Source organism: Bacillus sp. FSL W8-0519 (assembly GCF_038005585.1).
Taxonomy (GTDB): domain Bacteria; phylum Bacillota; class Bacilli; order Bacillales; family Bacillaceae_G; genus Bacillus_A; species Bacillus_A paranthracis.
The window spans coordinates 3995348-4019321 of sequence record NZ_JBBOTL010000001.1 but is presented as its reverse complement, the minus strand read 5'-3'; the positions used below and the strand labels follow the sequence as shown (position 1 = coordinate 4019321).

The following is a 23974-nucleotide window of genomic DNA, read 5'->3' as shown; positions in this document are numbered from 1 at the left end:
AGGATTTTTTTACATGATTTCAGTAAACGATTTTCGTACAGGTTTAACAATTGCAGTGGATAATGGCCTTTGGCAAGTACTTGATTTCCAACACGTAAAGCCAGGTAAAGGTGCTGCATTCGTTCGTTCTAAACTACGTAACCTTCGCACAGGTTCTGTTCAAGAGAAAACATTCCGTGCTGGTGAGAAAGTAGAAAAAGCACACATCGAAAACCGTCGTATGCAATACTTATACGCAAGCGGTGAGTCTCACGTATTTATGGATAACGGAACTTATGAGCAAATCGAACTTGGTGAAAAACAAATCGAGCGCGAGCTTAAATTCCTAAAAGAAAACATGGAAGTATCTATTATGACTTACCAAGGCGAAGTACTTGGTGTTGAACTTCCAAACACAGTTGAATTACAAGTTACAGAAACAGAGCCAGGTATTAAAGGTGATACTGCTTCTAACGTAACAAAACCAGCTACATTAGAAACTGGCCTTGTTGTACAAGTACCAATCTTCATTAACGAAGGCGAAACACTTATCATCAACACTGGTGAAGGTAAATACGTTTCTCGTGCATAGTAGAAAAGCACTCGTGATTATCACGAGTGCTTTTTTTATAGAAAATAGGGCAAATAATAAATAGTAGTTATTATAAAACTGAAAGCTGTAAGACTAGCAGCACCTGTTGTGTAAGGACCCCATGTCATTTGAAAAGGTTTTACTGTACCTGTTTTATATATAGTGTGATCAATGTTGTTATTTTGGCTTATATTTAAAGCAACGAGCCAAATTGCCCCGAATATCGCTAAACTACCAAGGAAAAAGGCTTCCATGAATGACCAGCCGACCAATGATGAAAAAAGATAAATAAGAGTTACTTCTACTACGATTGTTAAACTAATTTTTAATCTCTTCATATTTTTCCTCCTCATTTTGTAATTCCAACCAGTTTAAAAATTTTTCACGTGACACGACGTGCAGAGAGCAAGGTGACCTTACTTCTTTCTCTAGTGCAGCGTGTTCGTCTGGAAATTTGTTTTCCACATGCAATGAAATATAAGGTAGTTTTTCTTGTGCTTTTAAAGAGCGAATATTATTCGTTTTAGCACCAGCAAATACATAGGAAAGTTGTAAGTCTAAAAAAGCAATCTTAAAAATTTCTTTTTTTGCAGCCTCATTATATCCTTTTCCCCAGTATGGATAGCCGAGCCAGCTGCCAATGTGAGATTGTTTCTTCTCATAATTAATATGTTTAAGTGTGGTGAGACCAATTATTTCATTCTCTGCATTTACAATCACTCTCGATAAAGACTTCTTTTGACGTTCTTCTTCTATGGCGAAAAGAAGGAATGCTTTCGTGTCTTCGATTGTTTCTACTTTTATTCCTAATGCGTTTTTTACATGTGGATCACTTGATAGCTTGAAAATCGCATTTGCATAACGGAAATCGAGTGGTAGTAAAGTAACTCGTTGCATCATTTTCCCTCCTTTTCAATAAATATACCATAAAATACCATTGTTATTAAGAATATTCAAAATATTATAGGCGGTAGATAAAAATTATGTTTTTAATTCTGAAATAGACAACCTCTGCATATGGTTGTACAAATATATTCTTTTTTAGCACATGCACTAGTAACCGTTATGGGAGAAGGTGGGAGAATGAAACAGTGGCTAGCGGCAATGGAAACATCTGTGCTTGTAATGGGGCTGCTTCGGTTGTTTTCAGGTAGCGCGGAAATATTCGCCGCTTTGCTTATGCTTTATGTGAATGATGCGAAGAAAGCATTGTTTATAAATGGTATGTTGGCGTTTGTTGGACCGACCGTATTAATTTTAACAATGACAATAGGCATAGCGAGTGTGGCAAGTGAGATCTCTTTCTTGAAACTCTTTTTTCTAGCGCTTGGAATTGGCTGCATTTTTATCGCGTTGTTGAAATAAGTAAGTCGAGTATAGTGGGGCGAAGCTGATGAAAGAAGTATTAGAAGTTTTACCAAAAACGATGAAGCAGTTAGTGGAAAATTGTAAGCAGTACGATGCTCTAGAGGAAATCCGTGTTCGAATTGGAAGACCGCTAGAGTGTATTGCTCAAGGTGAAGTGTTTTTTTATGACTATATCGTTACAGCAGAGGATGCTATTTACTTATTGAATAAGTTAAGTCACTTCTCAATTTATACAATGGAAGAAGAATTAAAGCGTGGGTATGTGACACTCCGAGGTGGGCATAGAATAGGCTTAGCAGGAAAAGTTATTACAGAAAAAAGCACAGTGAAAATGATTCGAGATGTCTCTTCTTTTAATATTCGTATTGCTCGTCAAAAAATAGGCATTGCTGAACCACTTTTACCGTATTTGTATGAATCACGATGGTTAAACACGATGGTAATTGGCCCGCCACAAACGGGAAAAACAACACTTTTAAGAGATGTAGCGCGTTGCATGAGTCAAGGTGTAAGTACTTCGAAAATTCCTTCTTGTAAAGTCGGGATTGTTGATGAACGGTCAGAAATTGCTGGCTGTGTGAAAGGCATCCCGCAATATGACTTTGGCACACGAGTAGATGTGTTAGATGCATGTCCAAAAGCTGAAGGAATGATGATGATGATCCGTTCTATGAGCCCAGATATATTAATTGTGGATGAAATTGGTCGTAAAGAAGATAGTGAAGCAATTATGGAGGCTGTACATGCAGGGGTTCAGCTTTTTATAAGTGCACATGGATTTTCCTATGATGATGTTGTGAAACGCCCATCATTAAAGGCAGTGCTAGAGCTCGGCATTTTTGATAGGTTTGTGGAATTGTCAAAAGCAAGAGGGCCAGGAACAGTTATGCAAGTGAAAGATAAATATGGAAAACCGGTATTACCTCATAGAAAGGCTGAGGGCGTATGGTGAAAATATTTGGTGCAGTGTTAATCGTTGCGGTCAGCACCTTTTTCGGGTTTTCATACGCCAAAAGATACAGTGAGAGACCGAGGCAACTTAGATTATTAAAAGCGGCACTGCAATCATTAGAGGCAGAAATTATGTATGGGCATACACCGTTGTCTGAAGCTGCTGAGCGATTAGTGAAACAAATGCCGAAGCCGTTAAATTGGATATTTCAAAGTTTCGCTAGCAGGCTAGAAAGTGGAGAACAAACAGTTAGAGAAGCTTGGATAGATAGTTTGAAAGAAAATTGGAAGCTAACAGCATTTCAACAAACTGAGTATGAGATTTTGCAGCAATTTGGTGAAACGCTCGGACAACATGATCGTGAATCACAACAAAAACATATTCGGTTATGTATTACACATTTAGAGAGAGAAGAAGAAGAAGCGAAAGCATTACAGCTGCAATATGAAAAGATGATTAAGAGCTTAGGAGTACTAGCGGGGCTACTTATCGTAATTTTACTGCTATAGGGGGGAGAAAGGCGATGTCCATTGATGTTGGATTAATATTTCAAATCGCCGGAATCGGCATTGTTTTAGCTTTCATTCATACTGTACTAAAAGAATTAAAGCGTGAGGATATTGCAAATTGGGTTATCCTCGTCGGTTTTGTCGTTATTTTATTTCATGTCGCATTTTTAATTAATACACTATTCGACAAGATTAAAAGTGTCTTTCTCTTCCAGTAAAGGGGGCGGTTCGAATCGAAATTATACAAATTGTCGGATTAGGCCTCGTTGCTACGTTTTTAGCGGCTGTATTGAATCAGCATAAATCTAGCATTACGTCATTATTTATTGTGTTCGTAGGTAGCGTAATGTTCCTTCTTTTAATCGATCAAATTCACGCTATTTTACAAATGATTGAGAGAGTAGCGAGTGAAGCGAAAGTTAGCAACGTATATGTAGAAACGTTGCTAAAAATTATTGGGATTGCTTATATCGCTGAGTTTGGAGCGCAAATTACAAAGGATGCAGGGCAGGGGGCAATCGCTTCGAAAATTGAATTAGCTGGAAAGATTTTAATTCTCGTTATGGCGATCCCTATTTTGACGGTTGTAATTGAAACTATTCTCGGATTTTTACCGACGGGATAAGGGGGAGTGAATGTTGAGGGGGTTTGGAGCTAAGCTGCTATTTGCTTGCTTCCTTTTCTTTTCTTTACCGGTTGTTGTACAAGCTTCTCCTGTAGAGACAAACGTCGTTGATCAACAATTGGATAAGCTCGGAATTGAAGATGTGAAGCAATTTTGGGACGGGCTTGTTACAAAATATGGAGGTTACTTACCAGAGAGTCAAAAAGGTAGCTTTATGGAGTTTGTAAAGGGAGAAAAAGAAATCTCTATAAAAGAGTGGATGCTAGGTTTATTAAAGTACTTATTTCACGAACTTGTTGCAAATGGGAAACTACTCGGAACGCTCATTATGCTCACAATTTTTAGTGCATTGTTGCAATCACTGCAATCTGCATTTTCAAAGAGTAGCGTAAGCAAAATAGCCGATGCAGTTGTATATATGGTACTAATTATTTTCGCTTTAAATAGCTTTTATGTCGTTATGACATATGCAAGAGAAACGATACAAACAATGGTAGATTTCATATTAGCGTTATTGCCTATCTTGCTTGCACTCATAGCGACAGGTGGTGGTGTTGTATCCGTATCGTTTTTTCATCCGATTATCATCTTCTTAATGAATACGAGTGGGCTTTTGATGAATTATATCGTGCTACCACTTTTATTACTTGCAACGATATTAAGTATTGTGAGTACGATGAGTGATCAATATAAAGTTACGAAATTGTCCAAGCTTCTGCAAAACGTTAGCGTCGGGATTATCGGTATTTTTTTAACGATTTTTTTAGGCGTATTATCTGTACAAGGAACAGCGACAGCTGTTGCGGATGGAATCGCTGTGAAAACAGCTAAATTTGTAACAGGAAACTTTATTCCCGTAGTAGGAAGAATGTTTACAGAGGCGGCGGATACAGTTATTAGTGCGTCGGGATTATTAAAAAACACAGTCGGAATTATCGGACTCGTCATTCTATGTTTAATTGTCGCTTTTCCAGCGATTCAAATTTTTTGCATCGCATTTATTTATAAGTTCGCAGCAGCAGTATTGCAACCAGTTGGCGGCGGAGCAATCATTCAATGTTTAGATATCATTGGACGGAGCATCATTTATGTATTTGCTTGCTTAGCTATCGTATCGTTTATGTTCTTTTTAAGTATCACAATTATTATTGCTGCGGGGAACATTACACTTATGATGCGGTAGGAGGTGAAGGGTATGCAATTTGTTACAGAGTGGATTAGAAATATTATCGTTTTTTTACTCTTAGCGACAATGCTTCATCTTATTCTTCCAAATTCCAATTTGCAAAAGTACGTTAAATTCGTTGTAAGTCTATTATTAGTTGTTTTAATTTTAACGCCTCTATTTAAACTATTGCAAACAGATGTAAATGAAGTAATCGCAAATTTTAATGAAGAGAAGTACGTAGCAGAAGGATCTGTAAAAAATTCAATAGATTCGAAGAAAAAAGAAATACAAGCTCTAACACGTGCATATAGTTTAGAAGAGATGGCTACCAAAATGAAAAAAGAAGTAGGAAAAGAGTTTGAGAAACAGTATGGTATGTCAGTCTCTGAAATACAAATAGTCGCAGCGGAAAGCACAGCGGAAGTAAAGTCAGCGAAAGATATTCAATCTGTTGTTGTGACGTTGAAAGAAAAAGAACGTAGTAAAAATGATGCAATCGAAACAGTAAAACCAGTTGAAATTAATACGAAAGAACCACCGAAAAAAGTAGAGGAAACGAATGGAGAAATGAAAGACTTCTTTTCAAGCAGGTGGCAACTAGAGAATAAACAAATCCAAGTTCAAATGGAAGGGAGGACAGGTAGAGTAAATGGACAATAAAGATAAAAATTCGAAGTTCTCATTTTTTCGAAACTTATTGAATGGAGATGAAAAAGAAAGTAATGAGAAGGGAAAAAAGGTAACACCTAAGTTCTTACTTGTCCTACTCATACTTGGAATGTTGCTTATGTTTTCTAGTAGTTTCTTTTCAAGTAAAAAAGAAGAAGTACCTGTATTTAAAGAACAAGAAACTCAAAAACAAGAAAAAGACGTACCAACTTTTGGACAAAAAAATAATGATAATATGTCAAATGTAGAAAAATATGAAAAAGCGTATGAACAAGAATTAAAAGCAGCCTTAGAAGAAATAGCAGGAGTAAAAGATGTAACGATTAATGTAAATTTAGACTCATCAGAGGAAAAAATATTAGAAAAAAATACAGTGAAACGTTCACAAACAACAGGTGAAACAGATAAAACAGGTGGCAAGAGGGAAGTAGAAGATGAGTCTCTTGATGAAAAGACAGTCATTATACGTGAAGGGGATAAAGAAACTCCCGTTGTTTTACGAACAGAGAAACCGAAAGTGCGAGGTGTTCTTGTCGTAGCAAAGGGAGTGGATAATATACAAGTTAAAGCGATGGTAAAAGAAGCTGTCATACGGCTACTAGATGTACCAGCCCATCGCGTTTCAGTTTCACCGAAAAATTGATAGGGAGGAAATAAAGTGTTAAAAAAACAAACGGTTTGGCTATTAACGATGTTAAGTTTAGTTGTTGTACTATCTGTGTATTACGTAACAACTCCAGACAAAATGAATACAGCATCGCCGGCAACAGGTGAAAAGATTGGACAAGAAAAACAAGGTACTGATAAAGCAGTAACAAACGAAGCACCTAAAGAAACGCCTAAAAAAGAAAATACAAACAAGGAAACATCAAATAAAGAAACATCAAATAAAGAAACAAACAAAGAAACAGATAAAAAAGAGAGTGCTACAAAAGAAACAAGCAAAAAAGAAGCTAACGTAACAGTTCAATCAAGTGATGAAAATTTCACAGCATTACGTATGCAAATGGAAGATCAGCGAAGTGAACAAAAAGCAAAATTACAAGAAGTGATGAGTTCAACAAAAGCTTCAGCAACAGAAAAGAATAAAGCGAAAGAAAATTTTGATGCAATCACTACAATGGAAACGAAGCAAGAATTACTTGAGACAGTAATTAAATCTCAAGGTGGATATAAAGATGCCCTTGTAAGAGCCGATGGAACTGACATTAAAGTAACTGTAAAAGCAGCAAAACATTCACAAAAAGAAGCGAATAAAATTATACAACTTGTAAGAAGTGAAGGCGGATCAAAAGATGTAGGTGTAAAATTTGATCCACCAACAAAATAAAACGAATAATCCGCGGGGAATTCCTCCGCGGATTATTCGTTTTTAGTAATCGGATTGTTTGAAAATAGTTAGATAAAAATAATAATAGAAAAAAGCTATCATTTTCGATAGCTTTTTTCTATTTCGTCTTTGTTTTTACTATGTTCAACTCGGAACGGAGAAATACGTTGTGAGTAAAAGATTAGCGGTTCATGGTAGTGATGATTACTTTTTCCGGATTTGACGTGGATGAAGAGAACGAATGCCCAGACCATTACGGCAGGTAAGAAGAGAATGAGCCATATCATATGTCCACACCTCGATACGATATATTTTCTACACTTTGAACATACTATTCTTATATGAAGGAATGATGAACGACGTGTAAACAAAAAAATAATATTTGGTAAAAATACGTTATTGACTATAGATGAGGTGACGAGTAAAGCGGTAATGGTAGGTTTACTTTATAGTATTTTGAAAAGTAAGGAATGTTTTTTCGGAAGTGGTCTTGCCAATTTTGTGTGAAACTTGGTATTATTACTAGGTAATAAATTTTTATTGGAATAATATTTTTACAGGAGTTTCGATTTATTATAAAGAAATATAAATTGGAATGTTTAAAAAATTTATCGTAAGATGGAAATAGTAACTATTTCTATTAGTAAATGAAATACATTTTCTAATAGAGTACATCGTATTTTTACAGTCAATCTAGTTTTAGTGAAGAGAAATCTGTAAAAACGGGACAAACAAGAGTATGGGAGTGGATTTTACATGTTTAAAATTCAAGAAGTTCGTGAATTAATTAAATTAATTGATAGCTCTAATATTGATGAATTTGAATACAAAAAAGATGGTACGACAATCAAAATGAAAAAGCGTGGTAATGAAGGTGTTGCGGTGCAAGCACCTGTAGCAAAACAAGCCGTACAACCAGTAGCACCTGTTGAAGTTGAAACAACAGTAGCGGCAGCACAAGTGGAAGTGCCAAAACAAGAAGAGAAAAAAGCTGTTCAGAATGAAAACCTACATAAAATTACATCACCAATGGTAGGTACATTCTATTCTTCTTCTTCTCCTGATACGCCTCCATATGTAAGTGTAGGAGATAGAGTATCGAAAGATTCTATCGTATGTATTGTCGAGGCTATGAAGTTATTTAACGAAATCGATGCAGATGTAGATGGAGAAATTGTTGAGATTCTTGTTAATAACGGACAGCTTGTTGAGTATGGACAACCGCTATTTCTTGTAAAAGCGTAATAAGGGAGTCTTTGTGATGATAAAAAAAGTATTAATAGCCAATCGTGGGGAAATTGCTGTACGAATTATTCGTGCTTGTAAAGAAATGGATATTGAAACAGTCGCAATTTATTCAGAAGCAGATAAAGAGTCACTTCACGTACAAATTGCTGATGAGGCGTATTGTGTAGGACCAACGATTTCGAAAGAAAGCTATTTAAATTTGACGAACATTATTAGTGTTGCGAAGTTAACAGGCTGCGATGCAATTCATCCGGGATACGGATTTTTAGCAGAGAATGCAGATTTTGCAGAGTTATGCCGTGAGTGTAACTTAATTTTTATCGGTCCAAGTCCAGAAGCTATTTCAAAGATGGGCACAAAAGACGTTGCTCGTGATACAATGAAAGAAGCAGGGGTTCCGATTGTACCAGGTTCACAAGGAATTATTAAAAATACCGAAGAAGCGATCGAACTTGCGAATCAAATTGGATATCCTGTTATTATTAAAGCGACTGCAGGTGGCGGCGGAAAAGGTATTCGTGTTGCGCGTCATGAAGAGGAGCTTGTAAAAGGAATTCAAATTACACAGCAAGAAGCTAGTACCGCTTTTGGGAACCCTGGTGTATACTTAGAAAAGTACGTTGAAGATTTCCGCCATGTTGAGATTCAAATAATGGCAGATACACACGGAAATGCCATTCATTTAGGAGAGCGTGATTGTACGATTCAGCGCCGCTTGCAAAAACTACTAGAAGAAAGTCCATCACCAGCACTTGATGAAAATGTGCGTAAGCAGATGGGTGAGGCGGCAGTTAAAGCGGCGGTAGCGGTTGATTATACAGGTGCTGGTACGGTTGAGTTTATTTATGAATATAAAACGAAAAGCTTTTATTTCATGGAGATGAATACGAGAATCCAAGTTGAGCATCCAGTTACTGAAATGGTAACAGGGGTAGACTTAATTAAAGAACAAATTCTTGTTGCTTCTGGAGAAAAGTTATCGTTACAGCAAGAAGAAGTACAATTTAATGGTTGGGCAATTGAATGCCGAATTAATGCGGAAAACCCTGCCAAAAAATTTATGCCATCTCCAGGTAAAGTAGAAATGTACTTGCCACCAGGCGGATTTGGTATTCGCGTCGATTCAGCTGTATATCCGGGATATTCAATCCCACCTTTCTATGATTCGATGGTTGCTAAATTAATTGTTCACGGAAAAACACGTGAAGAGGCAATTGCAAAAATGAAGCGTGCACTCAGTGAGTTTGTCGTTGAAGGCGTACATACAACAATCCCGTTCCATTTGCAATTGTTAGATCATCCTGATTTTGTAAAAGGTGAGTTTAATACGAAATTTTTGGAAGAGCATGAACTTGTGACGCAGTGATACATTAAAGGAGGTTTTTTTCATGGCTGAACATATGTTAGATATGGGTCAAGATACAACTCTTGGTAAAGTAGAAATTGCACCAGAAGTAATTGAAGTAATCGCAGGTATTGCAGCTGCTGAGGTAGAAGGCGTAGCGGCAATGCGTGGTAATTTTGCTACAGATGTTGTTGAGAAGTTAGGTAAGAAAAATCATGGTAAAGGTGTAAAGGTTGAATTAGCAAACGAAGATATTATCGTTGACCTTTATGTTGTAATGTATTTTGGCGTAGCAATTCCAGTTGTTGCACAAAAGATTCAAGACAACATTCGCCAAGCACTCTTTACAATGACAGGGCTTGAGCCAAAAGAAGTGAATGTTCACATCGTTGGCGTAACATTCGAAACACAAAAAACAGAAATCGAACCAGTGTAAGAATGAAAAAGGTGCCTAGTAACATAGGCATCTTTTTTATCGTTTCATTTCTTCACAAATTACAACCCTCTAATTATTATACTATTTCAAAAAATGAGAAATAAAAAAGAAAATGTTTCGTTTTACCAAAAAACGTACATTGTGATAAGATATGGAACTTGAAGTTAATCTTTTTATTATTTTTCAGCCTTGTAACCCGTGTGTGAAACGATAAATTGTGTTATTATCATTGTATTATAAGGTTGGAAAATCAATGAAAACTGTAAGAGTAAGTGAATTGACGGCTTATAAATTATAATAATATAACAAAGCATAAGGAAAGACTTGAAGCATAAAGGAGAGTTACAATGAAACGTAGGACGGCTAGAGAAAGAGCTATGCAAGCATTATATCAAATGGATATTACAGGTGAATTAGAACCGAAAGTAGCAGTGGAAAACACGCTAGATGAAGGTGAAGAAACAAATGAGTTTCTAGAATCACTTGTTGTAGGTTTTGTAGAAAATAAAGAAGTAATTGATGAAGCGATTCGTCAAAATTTAAAAAAGTGGAAGCTTGAGCGTATTAGTATTGTTGATCGCAGTATTTTACGTGTAGCTGTGTATGAAATGAAATACATGGAAGAAATTCCACACAACGTAACAATTAACGAGGCAATTGAAATTGCTAAAACATTTGGGGATGAGGAATCTCGTCGTTTTATTAACGGCGTTTTATCTAATATAAAAGATACACTGTAATTTCTTTAAGGGGGAATCTTAAAATGGTAGCAGTAATCATCAAAGGAAATGAAGTTGCGGAGAAAAAACGAGCACAATTAACAGAAGAAGTTGTGAAGTTGAAAGAGCAAGGGATTGTACCAGGATTAGCAGTTATTTTAGTTGGAGAAGATCCAGCATCTCGTTCTTATGTAAAAGGAAAAGAAAAGGGCTGTGAACAAGTAGGAATTTATTCAGAGCTAATTGAATTTCCTGAAACAATTACGGAGGAGCGTTTGCTTGCTGAAATCGATCGCTTAAATGGCGATGACCGCATTAATGGCATATTAGTGCAATTACCTTTACCAAAACATATTGAAGAAAAAGCTATCATTGAAAGAATTTCACCAGAAAAAGATGTAGATGGATTTCACCCAATCAGCGTAGGACGTATGATGACGGGACAAGATACATTCCTTCCATGTACACCGCATGGTATTGTAGAGTTAGTAAAAGAAACAAATCTTGATATCTCAGGAAAACATGTTGTAGTAATTGGAAGAAGTAATATTGTCGGCAAGCCAGTGGGACAATTGTTCTTAAATGAAAATGCAACTGTCACATACTGTCATTCTAAGACGCAAAATATGAAAGAGTTAACGAAATTAGCTGATATTTTAATCGTAGCAGTAGGACGACCTAAAATGGTAACAGCTGATTATATAAAAGAAGGAGCAGTTGTAATCGACGTTGGTGTAAACCGTTTAGAAACAGGGAAACTTTGTGGTGATGTTGACTTTGACAACGTGCTAGATGTTGCAGGTTACATTACACCTGTGCCAAAGGGTGTTGGTCCAATGACGATCACAATGCTTCTTCATAATACTGTTGAATCGGCTAAGCGTGCAGGTGTCGTTTGTAAATAATTTGAGTCGGCTATGAGGAGAGAGAAATGGAGAAACAATATTTAACCGTTACAGCGTTAACACGCTATATAAAAACAAAAATAGAATATGATCCGCATTTACAGTCTGTTTGGTTAAAAGGTGAAATTTCCAACTTTAAAAATCATAGCCGTGGCCACATGTATTTTACATTGAAAGATGAAAATGCAAGAATCGCAGCGGTTATGTTTGCGGGTCATAATCGTAATATTAAATTCAGACCTGAAAATGGGATGAAGGTACTCGTGAAAGGGAAAATCTCTGTTTACGAGGCGAGTGGTTCTTATCAAATTTATATTCAAGACATGCAGCCTGACGGAGTCGGAAACCTGCATTTAGCTTACGAACAATTAAAGGTTCGTTTAGAGGAAGAAGGATTGTTTTCTCAAGTTTATAAAAAAACAATCCCTCCTTATGCGAAAACAATAGGTGTGATTACGTCACCAACAGGAGCAGCGATTCGTGATATTATAACAACGATTAAACGTCGTTATCCAATTGGAAATGTTATTGTGTTTCCAGTACTTGTACAGGGGGAGTCAGCAGCTCCCTCAATTGTACAAGCGATCCGTACAGCGAATGAAATGGAAGGGATAGATGTCCTAATCGTTGGGCGCGGTGGAGGTTCTATTGAGGAATTGTGGGCGTTTAACGAAGAAATGGTTGCAAGAGCTATTTTCAAGAGTGAGATTCCTATTATTTCAGCAGTAGGCCATGAAACAGACTTTACAATTGCGGATTTTGTTGCCGATTTAAGAGCACCAACACCAACTGCAGCGGCTGAGCTGGCAGCGCCTAATATTATCGAGTTACAAGAAAAGGTATTACAAAGAACTCTAAGGTTGCAAAGAGCAATGAGAGAGTTAGTACATAAAAAAGAAGAAAAACTACAAGTATTGCAAAAATCTTATGCGTTCCGTTATCCAAGACAAGTATATGAGCAAAAAGAAGAGCAATTGGATAGAGCGTTAGAACAGCTTGTGTTAGCGAAAGAGCGCTATATTGATAAAAAGGTAAATCAGTTAAAACAGCTTTCATTTTATTTAGAGAAGCACCACCCATCTCAAAAAATTATGCAAACAAAGGTAGCAGTTGAAACATTGCAAAAGCAATTGCAACGTGAAATGCAAACGTTACTCCAAACGAAAGAATTTGCCTTTGTAAGAGCTGCTCAAAAACTTGAAGCGCTAAGTCCGCTTAAAGTAATGATGAGAGGGTACGGGCTTGTATATGATGAAGAGAAGCAAGTGTTAAAAAGTGTGAAAGATGTTAGCCTTGGAGATGCTGTTTCAGTTCAATTACAAGATGGAATATTAGATTGTAGCGTATCAGGAATAGAGGAGCGTGAATTGAATAATGGAAAATAAATTAAGCTTTGAAGAGGCAATTTCGCAACTTGAGCACCTCGTTTCTAAATTAGAGCAAGGTGACGTACCTTTAGAAGAAGCAATTTCTTATTTTAAAGAGGGTATGGAATTATCTAAGCTTTGTGATGAGAAGTTGAAGAACGTACAAGAACAAATGGCAGTTATTCTTGGGGAAGATGGAGAGCTTGAACCGTTTACTGCTTTAGGAGATGAAGCATAGTGACAATTGCTTTTGATACTTTTTTGAAAGAAAGTAAAACTTTCGTAGAAGAGAAGCTTGTAAGCTATGCAAATGAATTACAATGTCCAAATGTACTTCGTGAAGCGATGGCATATTCTTTGGAAGCGGGTGGAAAGCGTCTCCGCCCGTTACTTTTATTTGCAACATTACAAGCGTTTGGTAAAGAAAAAAATCTTGGTGTAGGTGCAGCTTGTGCTCTTGAAATGATACATACATACTCGTTAGTTCATGATGATTTACCTTGTATGGATGATGATGATTTAAGAAGAGGGAAGCCCACAAATCATAAAGTATTTGGTGAAGCGATGGCAGTTTTAGCAGGAGATGGTTTGTTGACATATGCTTTTCAAGTTATTATGGCATATGAACAAAAGGAAATCTCTGCTGAGAAAAAAGTAAGACTTGTACTTGAGCTTGCAAAAGCGGCAGGGCCAGAAGGAATGGTTGGCGGACAAGTAGCAGATATGGAAGCGGAAGGGAAACAGCTTACGATCGATGAGCTAGAGTATATTCATAAGCATAAGACTGGAAAACTACTTGAATTCGCTGTACTTGCAGGGTCGATACTGTCTGATGCGACAGAAGAACAGGAAGAAAAATTACTTGAGTTTGCGAAATATATCGGCCTAGCTTTCCAAATCCGAGATGATATTTTAGATGTGGAAGGAACCGAAGAAGAGATTGGAAAACCGATTGGTAGTGATGTTTCTAACGAAAAGAGCACATATACGACGTTATTTACTGTAGATAGAGCAAAGGATATTTTAGAAGAAACGATTGCAAAAGCAAAAGATGCTATTAGTTCCTTGCAATTACAAGATGAATATTTACTATCTATTTGCGATTTGATTGCAAAACGTAATAACTAATATAACAGCGTTTTCATTTGTTGAGTCATTCATCATTTTATGATATAAATGTAGGAAAAGGTTTTTCTTTTCTTGTTATTGGCAAAAATATATGTAGATTACATTGCCGTTATCACTTCGTGTTAGCGGCTATTTTTTTCATCGCCTAAAGAAATATGGTTTATAATAAGATTAGGGCGCAATAGACTGGTTAATAGCAGGACAAGGTGAAAAATAAAAAAAGAGAATTTCTTGTTTTGTGTAAATGTTTTTTATAATATTTGACATGTTGACAGATTATGAAATGAAAGTGAGTGATCCATGTGGATCTAACGCAAATTCAAAACCCTAGTTTTTTGAAAGAGATGTCTATCAGTGAACTAGAGGGATTGAGTGAGGATATTCGTAAGTTTTTAATTGAAGAGCTCTCTCAAACAGGTGGACATATTGCGCCTAATTTAGGTGTAGTAGAACTCACAATTGCTCTGCATAAATTATTTGATAGTCCGAAAGATAAATTTTTATGGGATGTAGGACATCAATCCTATGTACATAAAATTTTAACTGGACGTGCAAAAGAATTCGGCACATTAAGGCAATATCAAGGTCTATGTGGTTTCCCAAAACGTTGTGAGAGTGAGCACGATGTATGGGAAACTGGCCATAGCTCGACATCATTATCTGCTGCAATGGGAATGGCTCTAGCACGTGATTTAAAGAAAACGAAAGAATATGTTATACCAATCATTGGTGATGGCGCTTTAACGGGCGGAATGGCTTTAGAGGCATTGAACCATATTGGACATGAAAAAACAGACATGATTGTTATTTTGAATGATAATGAAATGTCAATTGCGCCAAACGTTGGTGCGCTTCATAATGTGCTTGGACGTCTACGTACCGCAGGAAAATACCATTGGGTAAAAGATGAGCTAGAGTATATTTTGAAGAAAATCCCAGCTGTCGGTGGGAAAGTTGCTGCGACAGCAGAGAAAATAAAAGATAGTCTTAAATATTTACTAGTATCTGGTGTCTTTTTCGAAGAGTTAGGCTTTACATATTTAGGTCCAGTCGATGGACATGATTATGAAAAGTTATTCGAAACGTTGCAATATGCAAAGAAAACAAAAGGCCCAGTGCTTGTTCATGTTATTACGAAAAAAGGAAAAGGTTACAAACCAGCTGAGAGTGATGTTATTGGCACTTGGCATGGAACAGGACCTTATAAAATTGAATCAGGTGACTTCGTTAAACCGAAAGAAGTTGCACCAGCATGGAGTGCTGTTGTTAGTGAAACAGTACTTAAGTTAGCGAGAACGGATGAGCGTATCGTTGCAATTACACCTGCAATGCCTGTTGGATCGAAACTTGAGAAATTCCAAAAAGAATTCCCAGATCGTATGATTGATGTAGGTATTGCAGAACAGCATGCTACAACAATGGCAGCGGGTATGGCAACGCAAGGTATGAAACCATTCTTAGCGATTTATTCAACATTTTTACAAAGAGCTTATGACCAAGTTGTTCATGATATATGCCGCCAAAATTTAAATGTTTTCATCGGAATTGATCGCTCTGGTTTAGTAGGAGCAGATGGTGAAACGCATCAAGGTGTATTTGATATCTCATTCTTACGCCACTTGCCGAATATGGTACTTATGATGCCAAAAGATGAAAATGAAGGGCAACATTTAGTATACACGGCGATGCAATATGAAGATGGACCAATCGCATTACGTTATGCGCGAGGTAATGGACTTGGCGTTCATATGGATGAAGAATTAAAGGCGATTCCAATCGGTTCATGGGAAACGTTAAAAGAAGGTACACAAGCAGCTATTTTAACATTTGGTACGACAATACCAATGGCAATGGAAGCGGCTGAGCGTCTTGAAAAGGCTGGTATTTCAGTGAAAGTAGTGAACGCTCGCTTCATTAAACCAATGGATGAAGCATATTTACATGATCTCTTAGGAAAAAATATACCAATTTTAACGATTGAAGAAGCTTGCTTAATTGGTGGTTTTGGAACAGGAGTAGTTGAATTTGCGTCTGAGAACGGGTACCATAGTGCGTTAGTTGAACGAATGGGTATTCCAGATCGTTTCATAGAACACGGTAGTGTAACAAAATTATTAGAAGAAATCGGTTTAACGACAGATGCTGTTGTAGACCGTATTCATACAATGATTCCATCAAAACAAAAAAGGGCGTAACAAATGAGTGCGAAAAAAGAAAGAGTAGATGTACTATTAGTAGAGCGAGGGCTTATAGAAACACGTGAGAAAGCAAAACGCGCCATTATGGCCGGCCTTGTATATGCGAATGAGATGAGATTGGATAAGCCAGGGGAGAAAATCCCACAAGATACAGAGATTACGGTGAAGGGGCAAGTTATGCCGTATGTAAGCCGTGGTGGTTATAAACTTGAAAAGGCATTAGAGACATTTCATCTTGATTTACAAGATAAAGTTATGATAGATATTGGTTCATCAACTGGTGGCTTTACCGATTGCGCGCTTCAAAATGGAGCGAAATTATCTTATGCATTAGATGTAGGGTACAATCAACTTGCTTGGAAATTGCGTCAAGATGAGCGTGTTGTCGTAATGGAACGAACGAACTTCCGTTACGTAACACCAGCAGACTTAGAACGTGGTTTACCGCAATTTGCTAGTATCGATGTTTCGTTTATATCATTAAAACTTATATTGCCAGTTTTAAAAACAATGCTTATGCCGAATGGGGATGTAGCAGCGTTAATTAAACCGCAGTTTGAAGCTGGAAGAGAGCAAGTTGGTAAAAAGGGTATCGTTCGCGATCGAAAAGTACATGAGGCTGTCGTAGAAATGATTGTCGACTTTGCTATAAAAGAAGGATACGACGTAGAAGGCTTAACATTCTCACCAATTACGGGCGGGGATGGTAATATTGAATTTTTAATTCATCTGAAATGGCATGGTGAACGTGAGAATGGCGAAAATCATTCTCCAGTTTCTGTTGAGCAAGTAGTTACAGAGGCACATGATGTCCTAAAACAAAAAGGGAAAGGGGAATAACATATGTTGTTCCTCTTTTTGTTGTAATTGTATAATGATTGTAAAAACAATTGTGTACAAGTAACGAATTATAAGTTAACATAAATAAGTGAAGTATACCAATGTTTAAACTATGGTAAGAGATAGTGTGAGGTGCAAATGTATGAATAAAGGTCAGCGCCATATTAAAATCAGGGAAATTATTGCGAACAAAGAAATTGAAACACAAGATGAATTAGTTGATATTCTACGTAATGAGGGATTTAATGTAACGCAAGCGACAGTATCGCGCGATATTAAAGAATTGCACTTAGTGAAAGTGCCATTACATGATGGTCGCTATAAATATAGCTTGCCAGCAGATCAACGATTTAACCCGTTACAAAAATTAAAACGCAATCTAGTGGATTCATTTGTAAAATTAGACACGGCAGGACATATGCTTGTGCTAAAAACATTGCCTGGTAACGCTCATTCACTTGGGGCACTTATTGATCATTTAGAGTGGGATGAGATTATCGGAACCATTTGTGGTGATGATACTTGCTTAATTATTTGCCGTACACCTGAAGATACAGGTGTTGTCTCTGATCGTTTCTTAAATATGCTGTAACAAAAAATCTTGTTTGCTTTCCTCTGTAAAGTGGAAAGCGAACAGGATATTTTTATTGGTTAAAAACGTGAATTCTTAATTGTAATATAATATTTTCTTTGAATAAAATTAGGAAATAGGTGGATTGACCCGTAAAACAAATGTTTGGTACAATGGAGCGGTTAGAAAAGTAATTTATACATACAAACATATAGTATGACTATTTGAATAAAGAACTGAGAAAAGCCCTTCATAGGGGATTAGTTTATAACGAGGTGAATGGGGCATTGTTATCGGAATTATCGATTAGAAACTTTGCTATTATTGAGGCATTAAATATTTCTTTTCAAAAAGGATTAACGGTTTTAAGTGGTGAAACAGGGGCCGGAAAATCGATTATTATTGATGCGATTAGTTTACTTGTAGGTGGCCGTGGTTCAGCAGAATTTGTTCGATACGGAACAGAAAAAGCTGAGATAGAGGGGCTATTTTATGTGGAAGATGATAAGCATCCATGTATTGAAAAAGCAGAAGAGTTGGATATAGAAATAGAAGACGGCATGATTATTTTGAAGCGTGATATCGCTGCAAACGGAAAAAGTGTATGTCGTGTAAATGGAAAACTAGTTACCCTTAGTGTATTAAAAGAAATTGGAAAAACACTTGTTGATATTCATGGACAACACGAAACGCAAGACTTAATGAATGAAGAACGTCATCTATTTATGCTCGATCATTTTGATGGAGAGCGTATCGTTAAACAATTAGATATATACCAAAACGTATATGCTGACTATGAGAAATTAAAAAAACAGTTGAAATCGTTAAGTGAAAATGAACAACAAATGGCACATCGTTTAGATTTAATTCAATTTCAGCATGAAGAAATCCGTAAAGCGGATTTAAAGATAGATGAAGAAAATGACTTAACTGAAGAACGATTGCAAATTTCTAATTTCGAAAAAATTTACAAAGCATTAGGGGATGCGTATCGCTCGTTAAGTGCTGACGGACAAGGGTTAGATAATGTACGAAGCGCAATGGGACAAATGGAGAGTATTACACATTTAGATGAAGTGTATCAAGAAAATCATGATTCCATTGCCAATAGTTATTATTTATTAGAAGAAGTTGCCTATCAACTAAGAGAAAAGCTCGATATGATGGAATATGATCCGAATCGCTTAGATGAAATTGAAACGCGTTTAAATGAAATTCGTATGCTAAAGAGAAAATATGGAAATACTGTAGAAGAGATTTTAGCGTATGCTGATAAAATTGAACAAGAAATTTTTACGATTGAAAATAAAGACGTTCATATTGAAACGACGAAGAAACAGTTGAAGGAATTAGAAAGTGTTATTCTGAAAGAAGCAACGTTGTTAAGTAATATGCGTCATGAACTTGCAGAGCATCTTACAAATGCCATTCATCAGGAATTAAAAGAATTATATATGGAAAAAACAAAATTTGAAGTGAGAATTATGAAGCGAGAAGGAAATGCAGAAGAGCCTCTCGTGGAGGGAGCACCGGTAAGACTTACAGCGGATGGTTACGATCATGTGGAATTTTATATTTCAACAAATCCGGGTGAGCCGCTAAAACCACTTTCAAAGGTTGCTTCTGGTGGAGAGTTATCCCGTATTATTTTAGCTTTAAAAAGCATTTTTTCTAAGCATCAAGGTGTTGCATCTGTTATTTTTGATGAAGTGGATACTGGTGTAAGTGGCCGGGTCGCACAGGCTATTGCGGAAAAGATTTATCGAGTATCAGTAAACTCACAAGTACTTTGTATTACGCACTTACCTCAAGTAGCTTCAATGGCGGATTCGCATTTATTTATTCGAAAACAAGTAGCAAATGATCGAACAATTACATCAGTTACCGTTTTAACTATGGAGGATAAAGTAACAGAAATAGCTCGAATGATTTCTGGTGTGGAAATTACAGATTTAACGACAGAACATGCGAAAGAATTACTTACGCAAGCGCATCATTTTAAACAGACAGCAGAGGCTATCCAGTAATGGATAGCTTTTTTTCTCAAATGATGATTTCTTAATTCTTCCGGTTATAAATAAAGCATTGCAAGGAGAGATTAAAAAGTGAAGCCAAAAGGCTGAATGTGGGGTAGGAGCGAGGAGAGTGAACAAATTGAAATTAGAAAGATTTCGCAAAATAATAGGTATTTTTCTCCTTGTTTCTTTAGTTTTTATTGGGTGTTTTAAACCGCTTCGGACGTTTATTTCATCTCCGAAGCAACTTGTTGTTTTTGAAGGACAACAATCAGAAATAGCTTCATTACCAGTATTTAAAGCTTCATCTACAGATCGTCATGTGTTTACAGTAAGTTCAAATGAACAAAAACAAGGACTTATGGTAAATTCTCATCAAAATGGTGAAGCAGATATGGTGTTTCAGCTTGCTGGTTTTCCAGTGAAAAAAGTAAATGTGAGAGTATTAAAAGATTTCAAAGTTATTCCAGGTGGACAATCAATTGGTGTAAAGTTAAACACAAAAGGGGTACTTGTTGTAGGCCATCATTTAATTCAAACTGAAAAAGGGAAAGTATCTCCTGGTGAAACAGCTGGTGTGCAAATTGGAGATATGATTACTGAAATTAATGGTAAAACAATTGAAAGAATGAGTGATGTAGCACCATTTATTCATAATAGTGGGGAAACAGGCGAACCGCTTAATCTCGTTTTGCTAAGGGATGGAAAGCATATCCGCACTAAACTAACACCACAAAAAGACAGTGGAGAATCGTCTTATCGCATTGGTTTATATATTCGTGATTCGGCAGCTGGAATCGGAACAATGACATTTGTTCATCCTGATTCTATGAAATATGGGGCACTTGGTCATGTTATTTCTGATAATGATACGAAAAAGCCGATTCAAGTCGAAGATGGACAAATTATGCGTTCGACAGTTACATCAATTGAAAGAGGTAGTCATGGGAATCCAGGGGAGAAATTAGCGAGGTTCTCACCTGATCGTGAAGTGATTGGCAATATTACAATAAATAGTCCATTTGGTATTTTTGGCAAATTGAATACAAATATGACAAATGGCGTAATGGATAAAGCAATGCCTATTGCACTATCTCATCAAGTAAAAGAAGGACCAGCAAAAATATTAACGGTTATTGATCAAGATAAAGTGGAAGCGTTTGATATTGAAGTTGTGAGTACAGTACCGCAAAAGTTTCCGGCAACAAAAGGCATGGTAATAAAAGTAACAGATAAACGTTTATTAGCGAAAACAGGTGGTATCGTACAGGGGATGAGCGGAAGTCCAATTGTACAAAATGGAAAGGTAATTGGCGCTGTTACACATGTATTTGTAAATGATCCAACATCAGGGTATGGTGTTCATATTGAATGGATGTTACATGAGGCTGGAATTAACATTTATGATCAAGAAAGAAAAGCGAGCTAATTAATAATTAGCTCGTTTTTCTATTGAAAAATTCGTTGAAATTTTGTAAAAGCTCCGCAAGAGGTGTTTTTTGTTGTAAAATAAAAGGAAAGGGTTGAACGTTTCGTTGTTTTTCTATGATGGAATGTGTTGCGAAAAGGAATAATTAAACGATAAACATATTTTTTTGTGATTTTATCGGAAAGTAACAAACTTTAAAAGGGAATTTTCACACAATTGTCGAACAATTCATGTAGCCTAGAAGGATACACATGTCGGAGAATCGATTCGGTAAGGGAGGAAAAGCTGTGGAGAAAATTAAAGTATGTCTTGTGGATGATAATAAAGAATTAGTATCAATGCTAGAGAGTTATGTAGCTGCTCAAGAGGATATGGAAGTAATTGGTACTGCTTATAATGGTCAAGAGTGTTTAAATTTATTAAAAGATAAGCAGCCGGATGTACTTGTATTAGATATTATTATGCCACATTTAGATGGGTTAGCTGTACTAGAGAAAATGCGCCATATTGAAAGGTTAAGACAGCCTAGCGTAATTATGTTGACAGCGTTTGGACAAGAAGATGTGACGAAAAAAGCAGTTGACTTAGGTGCGTCATATTTCATATTAAAACCATTTGATATGGAGAATTTAACGAGTCATATTCGTCAAGTGAGCGGTAAAGCGAACGCTACTATTAAACGTCCACTGCCATCTTTCCGATCAGCAACAACAGTAGATGGAAAACCGAAAAACTTAGATGCAAGCATTACGAGTATCATTCATGAAATTGGTGTGCCTGCTCATATTAAAGGGTACATGTACTTAAGGGAAGCAATTTCTATGGTGTACAATGACATCGAATTACTGGGATCTATTACGAAAGTATTGTATCCAGATATCGCGAAGAAATATAATACAACAGCAAGCCGTGTCGAGCGTGCAATCCGTCACGCAATTGAAGTAGCATGGAGTCGTGGGAATATCGATTCTATTTCGTCCTTATTCGGTTATACAGTATCTATGTCAAAAGCAAAACCTACGAACTCTGAGTTCATCGCAATGGTTGCGGATAAGTTGAGACTTGAACATAAGGCTAGCTGAGAATAGAAGAAGTAAGGGATTTAAGTTTTAATAAAGCTTAATAATTCTTGAAATGTATACTCGATAGTAAATTTAAAACCAATGAACTTTTTAATTAATGACCAATGAATGTTAGAATTCGTTGGTCTTTTTATTGTACATGTTCGAAGTGAAGGTTAAATTGAATCATGGTATATCCAATGAGGGATTTTAGCAAGGAAGCCATCCATGATATAATAGAAAATAATAAAAAGTCCTGCGAAACAGGACTGTATTATTCTTCGTCTTTATTTTGTTTTTCTAATTCAACTAACTTTTGAATTAAAATGTGCTGCGGCATATGCATAAGTTGTTCAAGTGGAACACCTAGTGCTTTTGATAGGCGGACTGCAGTGTCTGGAGAAATTTGTAATGGTCTCATAGAAGTACCTCCTTTTTCGTATAGTATAGCATAAGATTGGGGGAGTGAGGATGACTCTTATATTTGCGCATCGTGGTGCAGCGGGAACGTACCCAGAAAATACGATGATTTCATTTGAAGCAGCTGAATCTTTTAAGACAGATGGAATTGAGCTGGATGTTCAATTAACGAAAGACGGAAAGGTTGTCGTCATTCATGATGAAACAGTGAATCGGACAACGAATGGAAAAGGTGCGGTTCGAAATTATGTATATGAGGATTTATGTAAATTAGATGCGAGTTATAAATTTGGTGATAAAGTAGGATTTTGTAAAATACCTCTTTTAGAAGAGGTGTTAAAATGGATTGAAAAAACAGAGTTGTTACTTAATATTGAACTTAAAAATAATAAAATTCCATACAGAGGTTTAGAAGAAGAAGTTATAACGCTTGTACGGAAATTTAATCTAGAAGATCGTGTTATATTTTCTTCATTTAATCATTACAGTATGAAAAGGTGTCATATGATGGCTCCAGATATTCAAACAGCGATTTTATATCGCGAAGGTTTGCATAGTCCGTGGGCATATGCAAAAAAAATGGGGGCTACAGCAGTGCATCCTAATTATCGTTATCTTCAAGATGCTGTTGCCGAACTAACGATGGAAAGTGATGTAGAGGTTCGGCCCTATACAATTAATGAAGAAACACTTATGCGTAAATATTTTGATATGAATATTTCGGCGATTATTACGGATTATCCTGAAACGGCAAGAGCATTATTGCCAATAAAAAAATGAGACCGCTTGTAACGGTCTCATTTTTTTATTTGTAAATAGTAGGTCTTTCCTATCTTCGAAAGCGAGCTTGTACTTTATTTCGTTTACGATCTCGGTGTAAGACGAAACCACCAAAGATATAAAATCCGAGCGCGAAGCAGAGAGCCCCGATTAAAAATTGTAACCATAGTATAGAGAGTGGAGGAAATAAAATCCCGAATACGGTATCTCTCATTAACTTAATGCCAAACACAGCTAATGAAATAGGGATGAGTGCTAATAATAGAGCAAGGTAACGCTGCATATAAACGCTCCTTTTCAGATTATTTTGTTTATTTTAA

General features: G+C 36.5%; 30 protein-coding genes. 25 read left to right on the top strand and 5 right to left on the bottom strand.

Annotated elements, in window-relative coordinates:
* Positions 1 to 13 precede the first annotated feature (13 nt).
* A complete protein-coding gene (gene efp, locus NST14_RS20975; protein WP_000626512.1) occupies positions 14 to 571 on the top strand; it encodes an elongation factor P in 558 nt (185 codons plus the stop codon).
* A 35-nt stretch (positions 572 to 606) separates the two neighbouring features.
* Here the strand turns inward: efp and NST14_RS20970 are convergent, their stop codons facing one another.
* Together NST14_RS20970 and NST14_RS20965 are read right to left on the bottom strand one after the other, a co-directional pair.
* Positions 607 to 909, bottom strand: a complete 303-nt coding sequence (locus NST14_RS20970) for a hypothetical protein (protein WP_000825746.1) — start codon at positions 907 to 909, stop codon at positions 607 to 609.
* Complete coding sequence (locus NST14_RS20965) at positions 890 to 1468, bottom strand: GNAT family N-acetyltransferase (protein ID WP_001190071.1); 579 nt, start codon at positions 1466 to 1468, stop codon at positions 890 to 892. Before NST14_RS20965 ends, NST14_RS20970 begins: the two co-directional genes overlap by 20 nt.
* 186 nt (positions 1469 to 1654) lie before the next feature.
* Here NST14_RS20965 and NST14_RS20960 point away from each other — a divergent pair, with 186 nt between their 5' ends.
* Genes NST14_RS20960 through NST14_RS20920 form a run of 9 tightly spaced genes read left to right on the top strand, consistent with a single transcriptional unit; the run spans position 1655 to position 7192 of the window.
* Positions 1655 to 1936 carry a YqhV family protein gene (locus NST14_RS20960; protein WP_000816054.1) on the top strand — a complete coding sequence of 94 codons (282 nt, stop codon included), beginning with the start codon at positions 1655 to 1657 and terminating at the stop codon, positions 1934 to 1936.
* A 28-nt stretch (positions 1937 to 1964) separates the two neighbouring features.
* Complete coding sequence (spoIIIAA, locus tag NST14_RS20955) at positions 1965 to 2891, top strand: stage III sporulation protein AA (protein WP_000665886.1); 927 nt, start codon at positions 1965 to 1967, stop codon at positions 2889 to 2891.
* Positions 2885 to 3400: a stage III sporulation protein SpoIIIAB gene (spoIIIAB, locus tag NST14_RS20950; RefSeq protein ID WP_000238697.1), complete on the top strand. Its 516-nt coding sequence runs from the start codon at positions 2885 to 2887 to the stop codon at positions 3398 to 3400. Before spoIIIAA ends, spoIIIAB begins: the two co-directional genes overlap by 7 nt.
* A 14-nt stretch (positions 3401 to 3414) precedes the next feature.
* Positions 3415 to 3618 carry a stage III sporulation protein AC gene (gene spoIIIAC / locus NST14_RS20945; RefSeq protein WP_000020914.1) on the top strand — a complete coding sequence of 68 codons (204 nt, stop codon included), beginning with the start codon at positions 3415 to 3417 and terminating at the stop codon, positions 3616 to 3618.
* Positions 3619 to 3641: 23 nt separating this feature from the next.
* Positions 3642 to 4025, top strand: coding sequence for a stage III sporulation protein AD (gene spoIIIAD / locus NST14_RS20940; protein WP_077317075.1), 384 nt, complete (start codon positions 3642 to 3644; stop codon positions 4023 to 4025).
* A 10-nt stretch (positions 4026 to 4035) separates the two neighbouring features.
* Positions 4036 to 5208, top strand: coding sequence for a stage III sporulation protein AE (gene spoIIIAE, locus NST14_RS20935; protein WP_000943695.1), 1173 nt, complete (start codon positions 4036 to 4038; stop codon positions 5206 to 5208).
* A 12-nt stretch (positions 5209 to 5220) separates the two neighbouring features.
* Positions 5221 to 5853, top strand: coding sequence for a stage III sporulation protein AF (spoIIIAF, locus tag NST14_RS20930; protein ID WP_001161050.1), 633 nt, complete (start codon positions 5221 to 5223; stop codon positions 5851 to 5853).
* Positions 5843 to 6505: a stage III sporulation protein AG gene (gene spoIIIAG / locus NST14_RS20925; RefSeq protein WP_229143025.1), complete on the top strand. Its 663-nt coding sequence runs from the start codon at positions 5843 to 5845 to the stop codon at positions 6503 to 6505. The genes spoIIIAF and spoIIIAG overlap by 11 nt, the downstream gene beginning before the upstream one ends.
* A 15-nt stretch (positions 6506 to 6520) precedes the next feature.
* On the top strand, positions 6521 to 7192 hold the full coding sequence (locus tag NST14_RS20920) for a SpoIIIAH-like family protein (RefSeq protein WP_000914703.1): 672 nt from the start codon (positions 6521 to 6523) through the stop codon (positions 7190 to 7192).
* Positions 7193 to 7290: 98 nt separating this feature from the next.
* Here the strand turns inward: NST14_RS20920 and NST14_RS20915 are convergent, their stop codons facing one another.
* Complete coding sequence (locus NST14_RS20915) at positions 7291 to 7479, bottom strand: hypothetical protein (protein WP_033670699.1); 189 nt, start codon at positions 7477 to 7479, stop codon at positions 7291 to 7293.
* 469 nt (positions 7480 to 7948) lie between these two features.
* On the opposite strand from NST14_RS20915, the gene accB reads away from it, so the two are divergent.
* From accB to spo0A, 14 genes are all read left to right on the top strand, one after another.
* A complete protein-coding gene (gene accB / locus NST14_RS20910; protein WP_229143024.1) occupies positions 7949 to 8437 on the top strand; it encodes an acetyl-CoA carboxylase biotin carboxyl carrier protein in 489 nt (162 codons plus the stop codon).
* Between the two features lie 16 nt (positions 8438 to 8453).
* Positions 8454 to 9806, top strand: coding sequence for an acetyl-CoA carboxylase biotin carboxylase subunit (accC, locus tag NST14_RS20905; protein WP_000592876.1), 1353 nt, complete (start codon positions 8454 to 8456; stop codon positions 9804 to 9806).
* 22 nt (positions 9807 to 9828) lie between these two features.
* Complete coding sequence (locus tag NST14_RS20900) at positions 9829 to 10221, top strand: Asp23/Gls24 family envelope stress response protein (protein WP_000807630.1); 393 nt, start codon at positions 9829 to 9831, stop codon at positions 10219 to 10221.
* A gap of 347 nt (positions 10222 to 10568) precedes the next feature.
* Positions 10569 to 10961 carry a N utilization substance protein NusB gene (gene nusB, locus NST14_RS20895; RefSeq protein ID WP_000830249.1) on the top strand — a complete coding sequence of 131 codons (393 nt, stop codon included), beginning with the start codon at positions 10569 to 10571 and terminating at the stop codon, positions 10959 to 10961.
* A gap of 23 nt (positions 10962 to 10984) precedes the next feature.
* Positions 10985 to 11845 (top strand): bifunctional methylenetetrahydrofolate dehydrogenase/methenyltetrahydrofolate cyclohydrolase FolD, encoded by an 861-nt coding sequence (gene folD / locus NST14_RS20890; RefSeq protein WP_000226726.1) that lies wholly within the window; start codon positions 10985 to 10987, stop codon positions 11843 to 11845.
* Positions 11846 to 11871: 26 nt separating this feature from the next.
* A complete protein-coding gene (gene xseA / locus NST14_RS20885) occupies positions 11872 to 13230 on the top strand; it encodes an exodeoxyribonuclease VII large subunit (protein WP_000415266.1) in 1359 nt (452 codons plus the stop codon).
* Entirely contained in the window at positions 13220 to 13450 is a 231-nt protein-coding gene (gene xseB, locus NST14_RS20880) for an exodeoxyribonuclease VII small subunit (protein WP_000428423.1), read from the top strand. Before xseA ends, xseB begins: the two co-directional genes overlap by 11 nt.
* On the top strand, positions 13450 to 14340 hold the full coding sequence (gene ispA, locus NST14_RS20875) for a (2E,6E)-farnesyl diphosphate synthase (protein WP_000150360.1): 891 nt from the start codon (positions 13450 to 13452) through the stop codon (positions 14338 to 14340). The genes xseB and ispA overlap by 1 nt, the downstream gene beginning before the upstream one ends.
* A 302-nt stretch (positions 14341 to 14642) precedes the next feature.
* The gene (gene dxs, locus NST14_RS20870; RefSeq protein ID WP_000366458.1) at positions 14643 to 16535 is read left to right on the top strand and encodes a 1-deoxy-D-xylulose-5-phosphate synthase; all 1893 of its coding nucleotides are present in this window, start codon (positions 14643 to 14645) and stop codon (positions 16533 to 16535) included.
* A gap of 3 nt (positions 16536 to 16538) precedes the next feature.
* Positions 16539 to 17378: a TlyA family rRNA (cytidine-2'-O)-methyltransferase gene (locus NST14_RS20865; RefSeq protein ID WP_001274742.1), complete on the top strand. Its 840-nt coding sequence runs from the start codon at positions 16539 to 16541 to the stop codon at positions 17376 to 17378.
* Positions 17379 to 17520: 142 nt separating this feature from the next.
* Positions 17521 to 17970 (top strand): arginine repressor ArgR, encoded by a 450-nt coding sequence (gene argR, locus NST14_RS20860; RefSeq protein ID WP_001032581.1) that lies wholly within the window; start codon positions 17521 to 17523, stop codon positions 17968 to 17970.
* Between the two features lie 266 nt (positions 17971 to 18236).
* Positions 18237 to 19976, top strand: coding sequence for a DNA repair protein RecN (gene recN / locus NST14_RS20855; protein WP_000947749.1), 1740 nt, complete (start codon positions 18237 to 18239; stop codon positions 19974 to 19976).
* A gap of 118 nt (positions 19977 to 20094) precedes the next feature.
* Positions 20095 to 21393, top strand: coding sequence for a SpoIVB peptidase (spoIVB, locus tag NST14_RS20850; RefSeq protein WP_002028467.1), 1299 nt, complete (start codon positions 20095 to 20097; stop codon positions 21391 to 21393).
* Between the two features lie 287 nt (positions 21394 to 21680).
* Positions 21681 to 22475 carry a sporulation transcription factor Spo0A gene (spo0A, locus tag NST14_RS20845; RefSeq protein ID WP_014297988.1) on the top strand — a complete coding sequence of 265 codons (795 nt, stop codon included), beginning with the start codon at positions 21681 to 21683 and terminating at the stop codon, positions 22473 to 22475.
* Between the two features lie 253 nt (positions 22476 to 22728).
* On the opposite strand, the gene NST14_RS20840 is transcribed toward spo0A, so the two are convergent.
* Positions 22729 to 22875, bottom strand: a complete 147-nt coding sequence (locus NST14_RS20840) for a YycC family protein (RefSeq protein WP_001247671.1) — start codon at positions 22873 to 22875, stop codon at positions 22729 to 22731.
* Positions 22876 to 22925: 50 nt separating this feature from the next.
* Between NST14_RS20840 and NST14_RS20835 the strand changes: the two genes are divergently transcribed.
* The gene (locus NST14_RS20835) at positions 22926 to 23654 is read left to right on the top strand and encodes a glycerophosphodiester phosphodiesterase (protein ID WP_000172565.1); all 729 of its coding nucleotides are present in this window, start codon (positions 22926 to 22928) and stop codon (positions 23652 to 23654) included.
* 49 nt (positions 23655 to 23703) lie between these two features.
* On the opposite strand, the gene NST14_RS20830 is transcribed toward NST14_RS20835, so the two are convergent.
* On the bottom strand, positions 23704 to 23937 hold the full coding sequence (locus NST14_RS20830) for a DUF2627 domain-containing protein (protein ID WP_001190187.1): 234 nt from the start codon (positions 23935 to 23937) through the stop codon (positions 23704 to 23706).
* Positions 23938 to 23974: the final 37 nt, after the last annotated feature.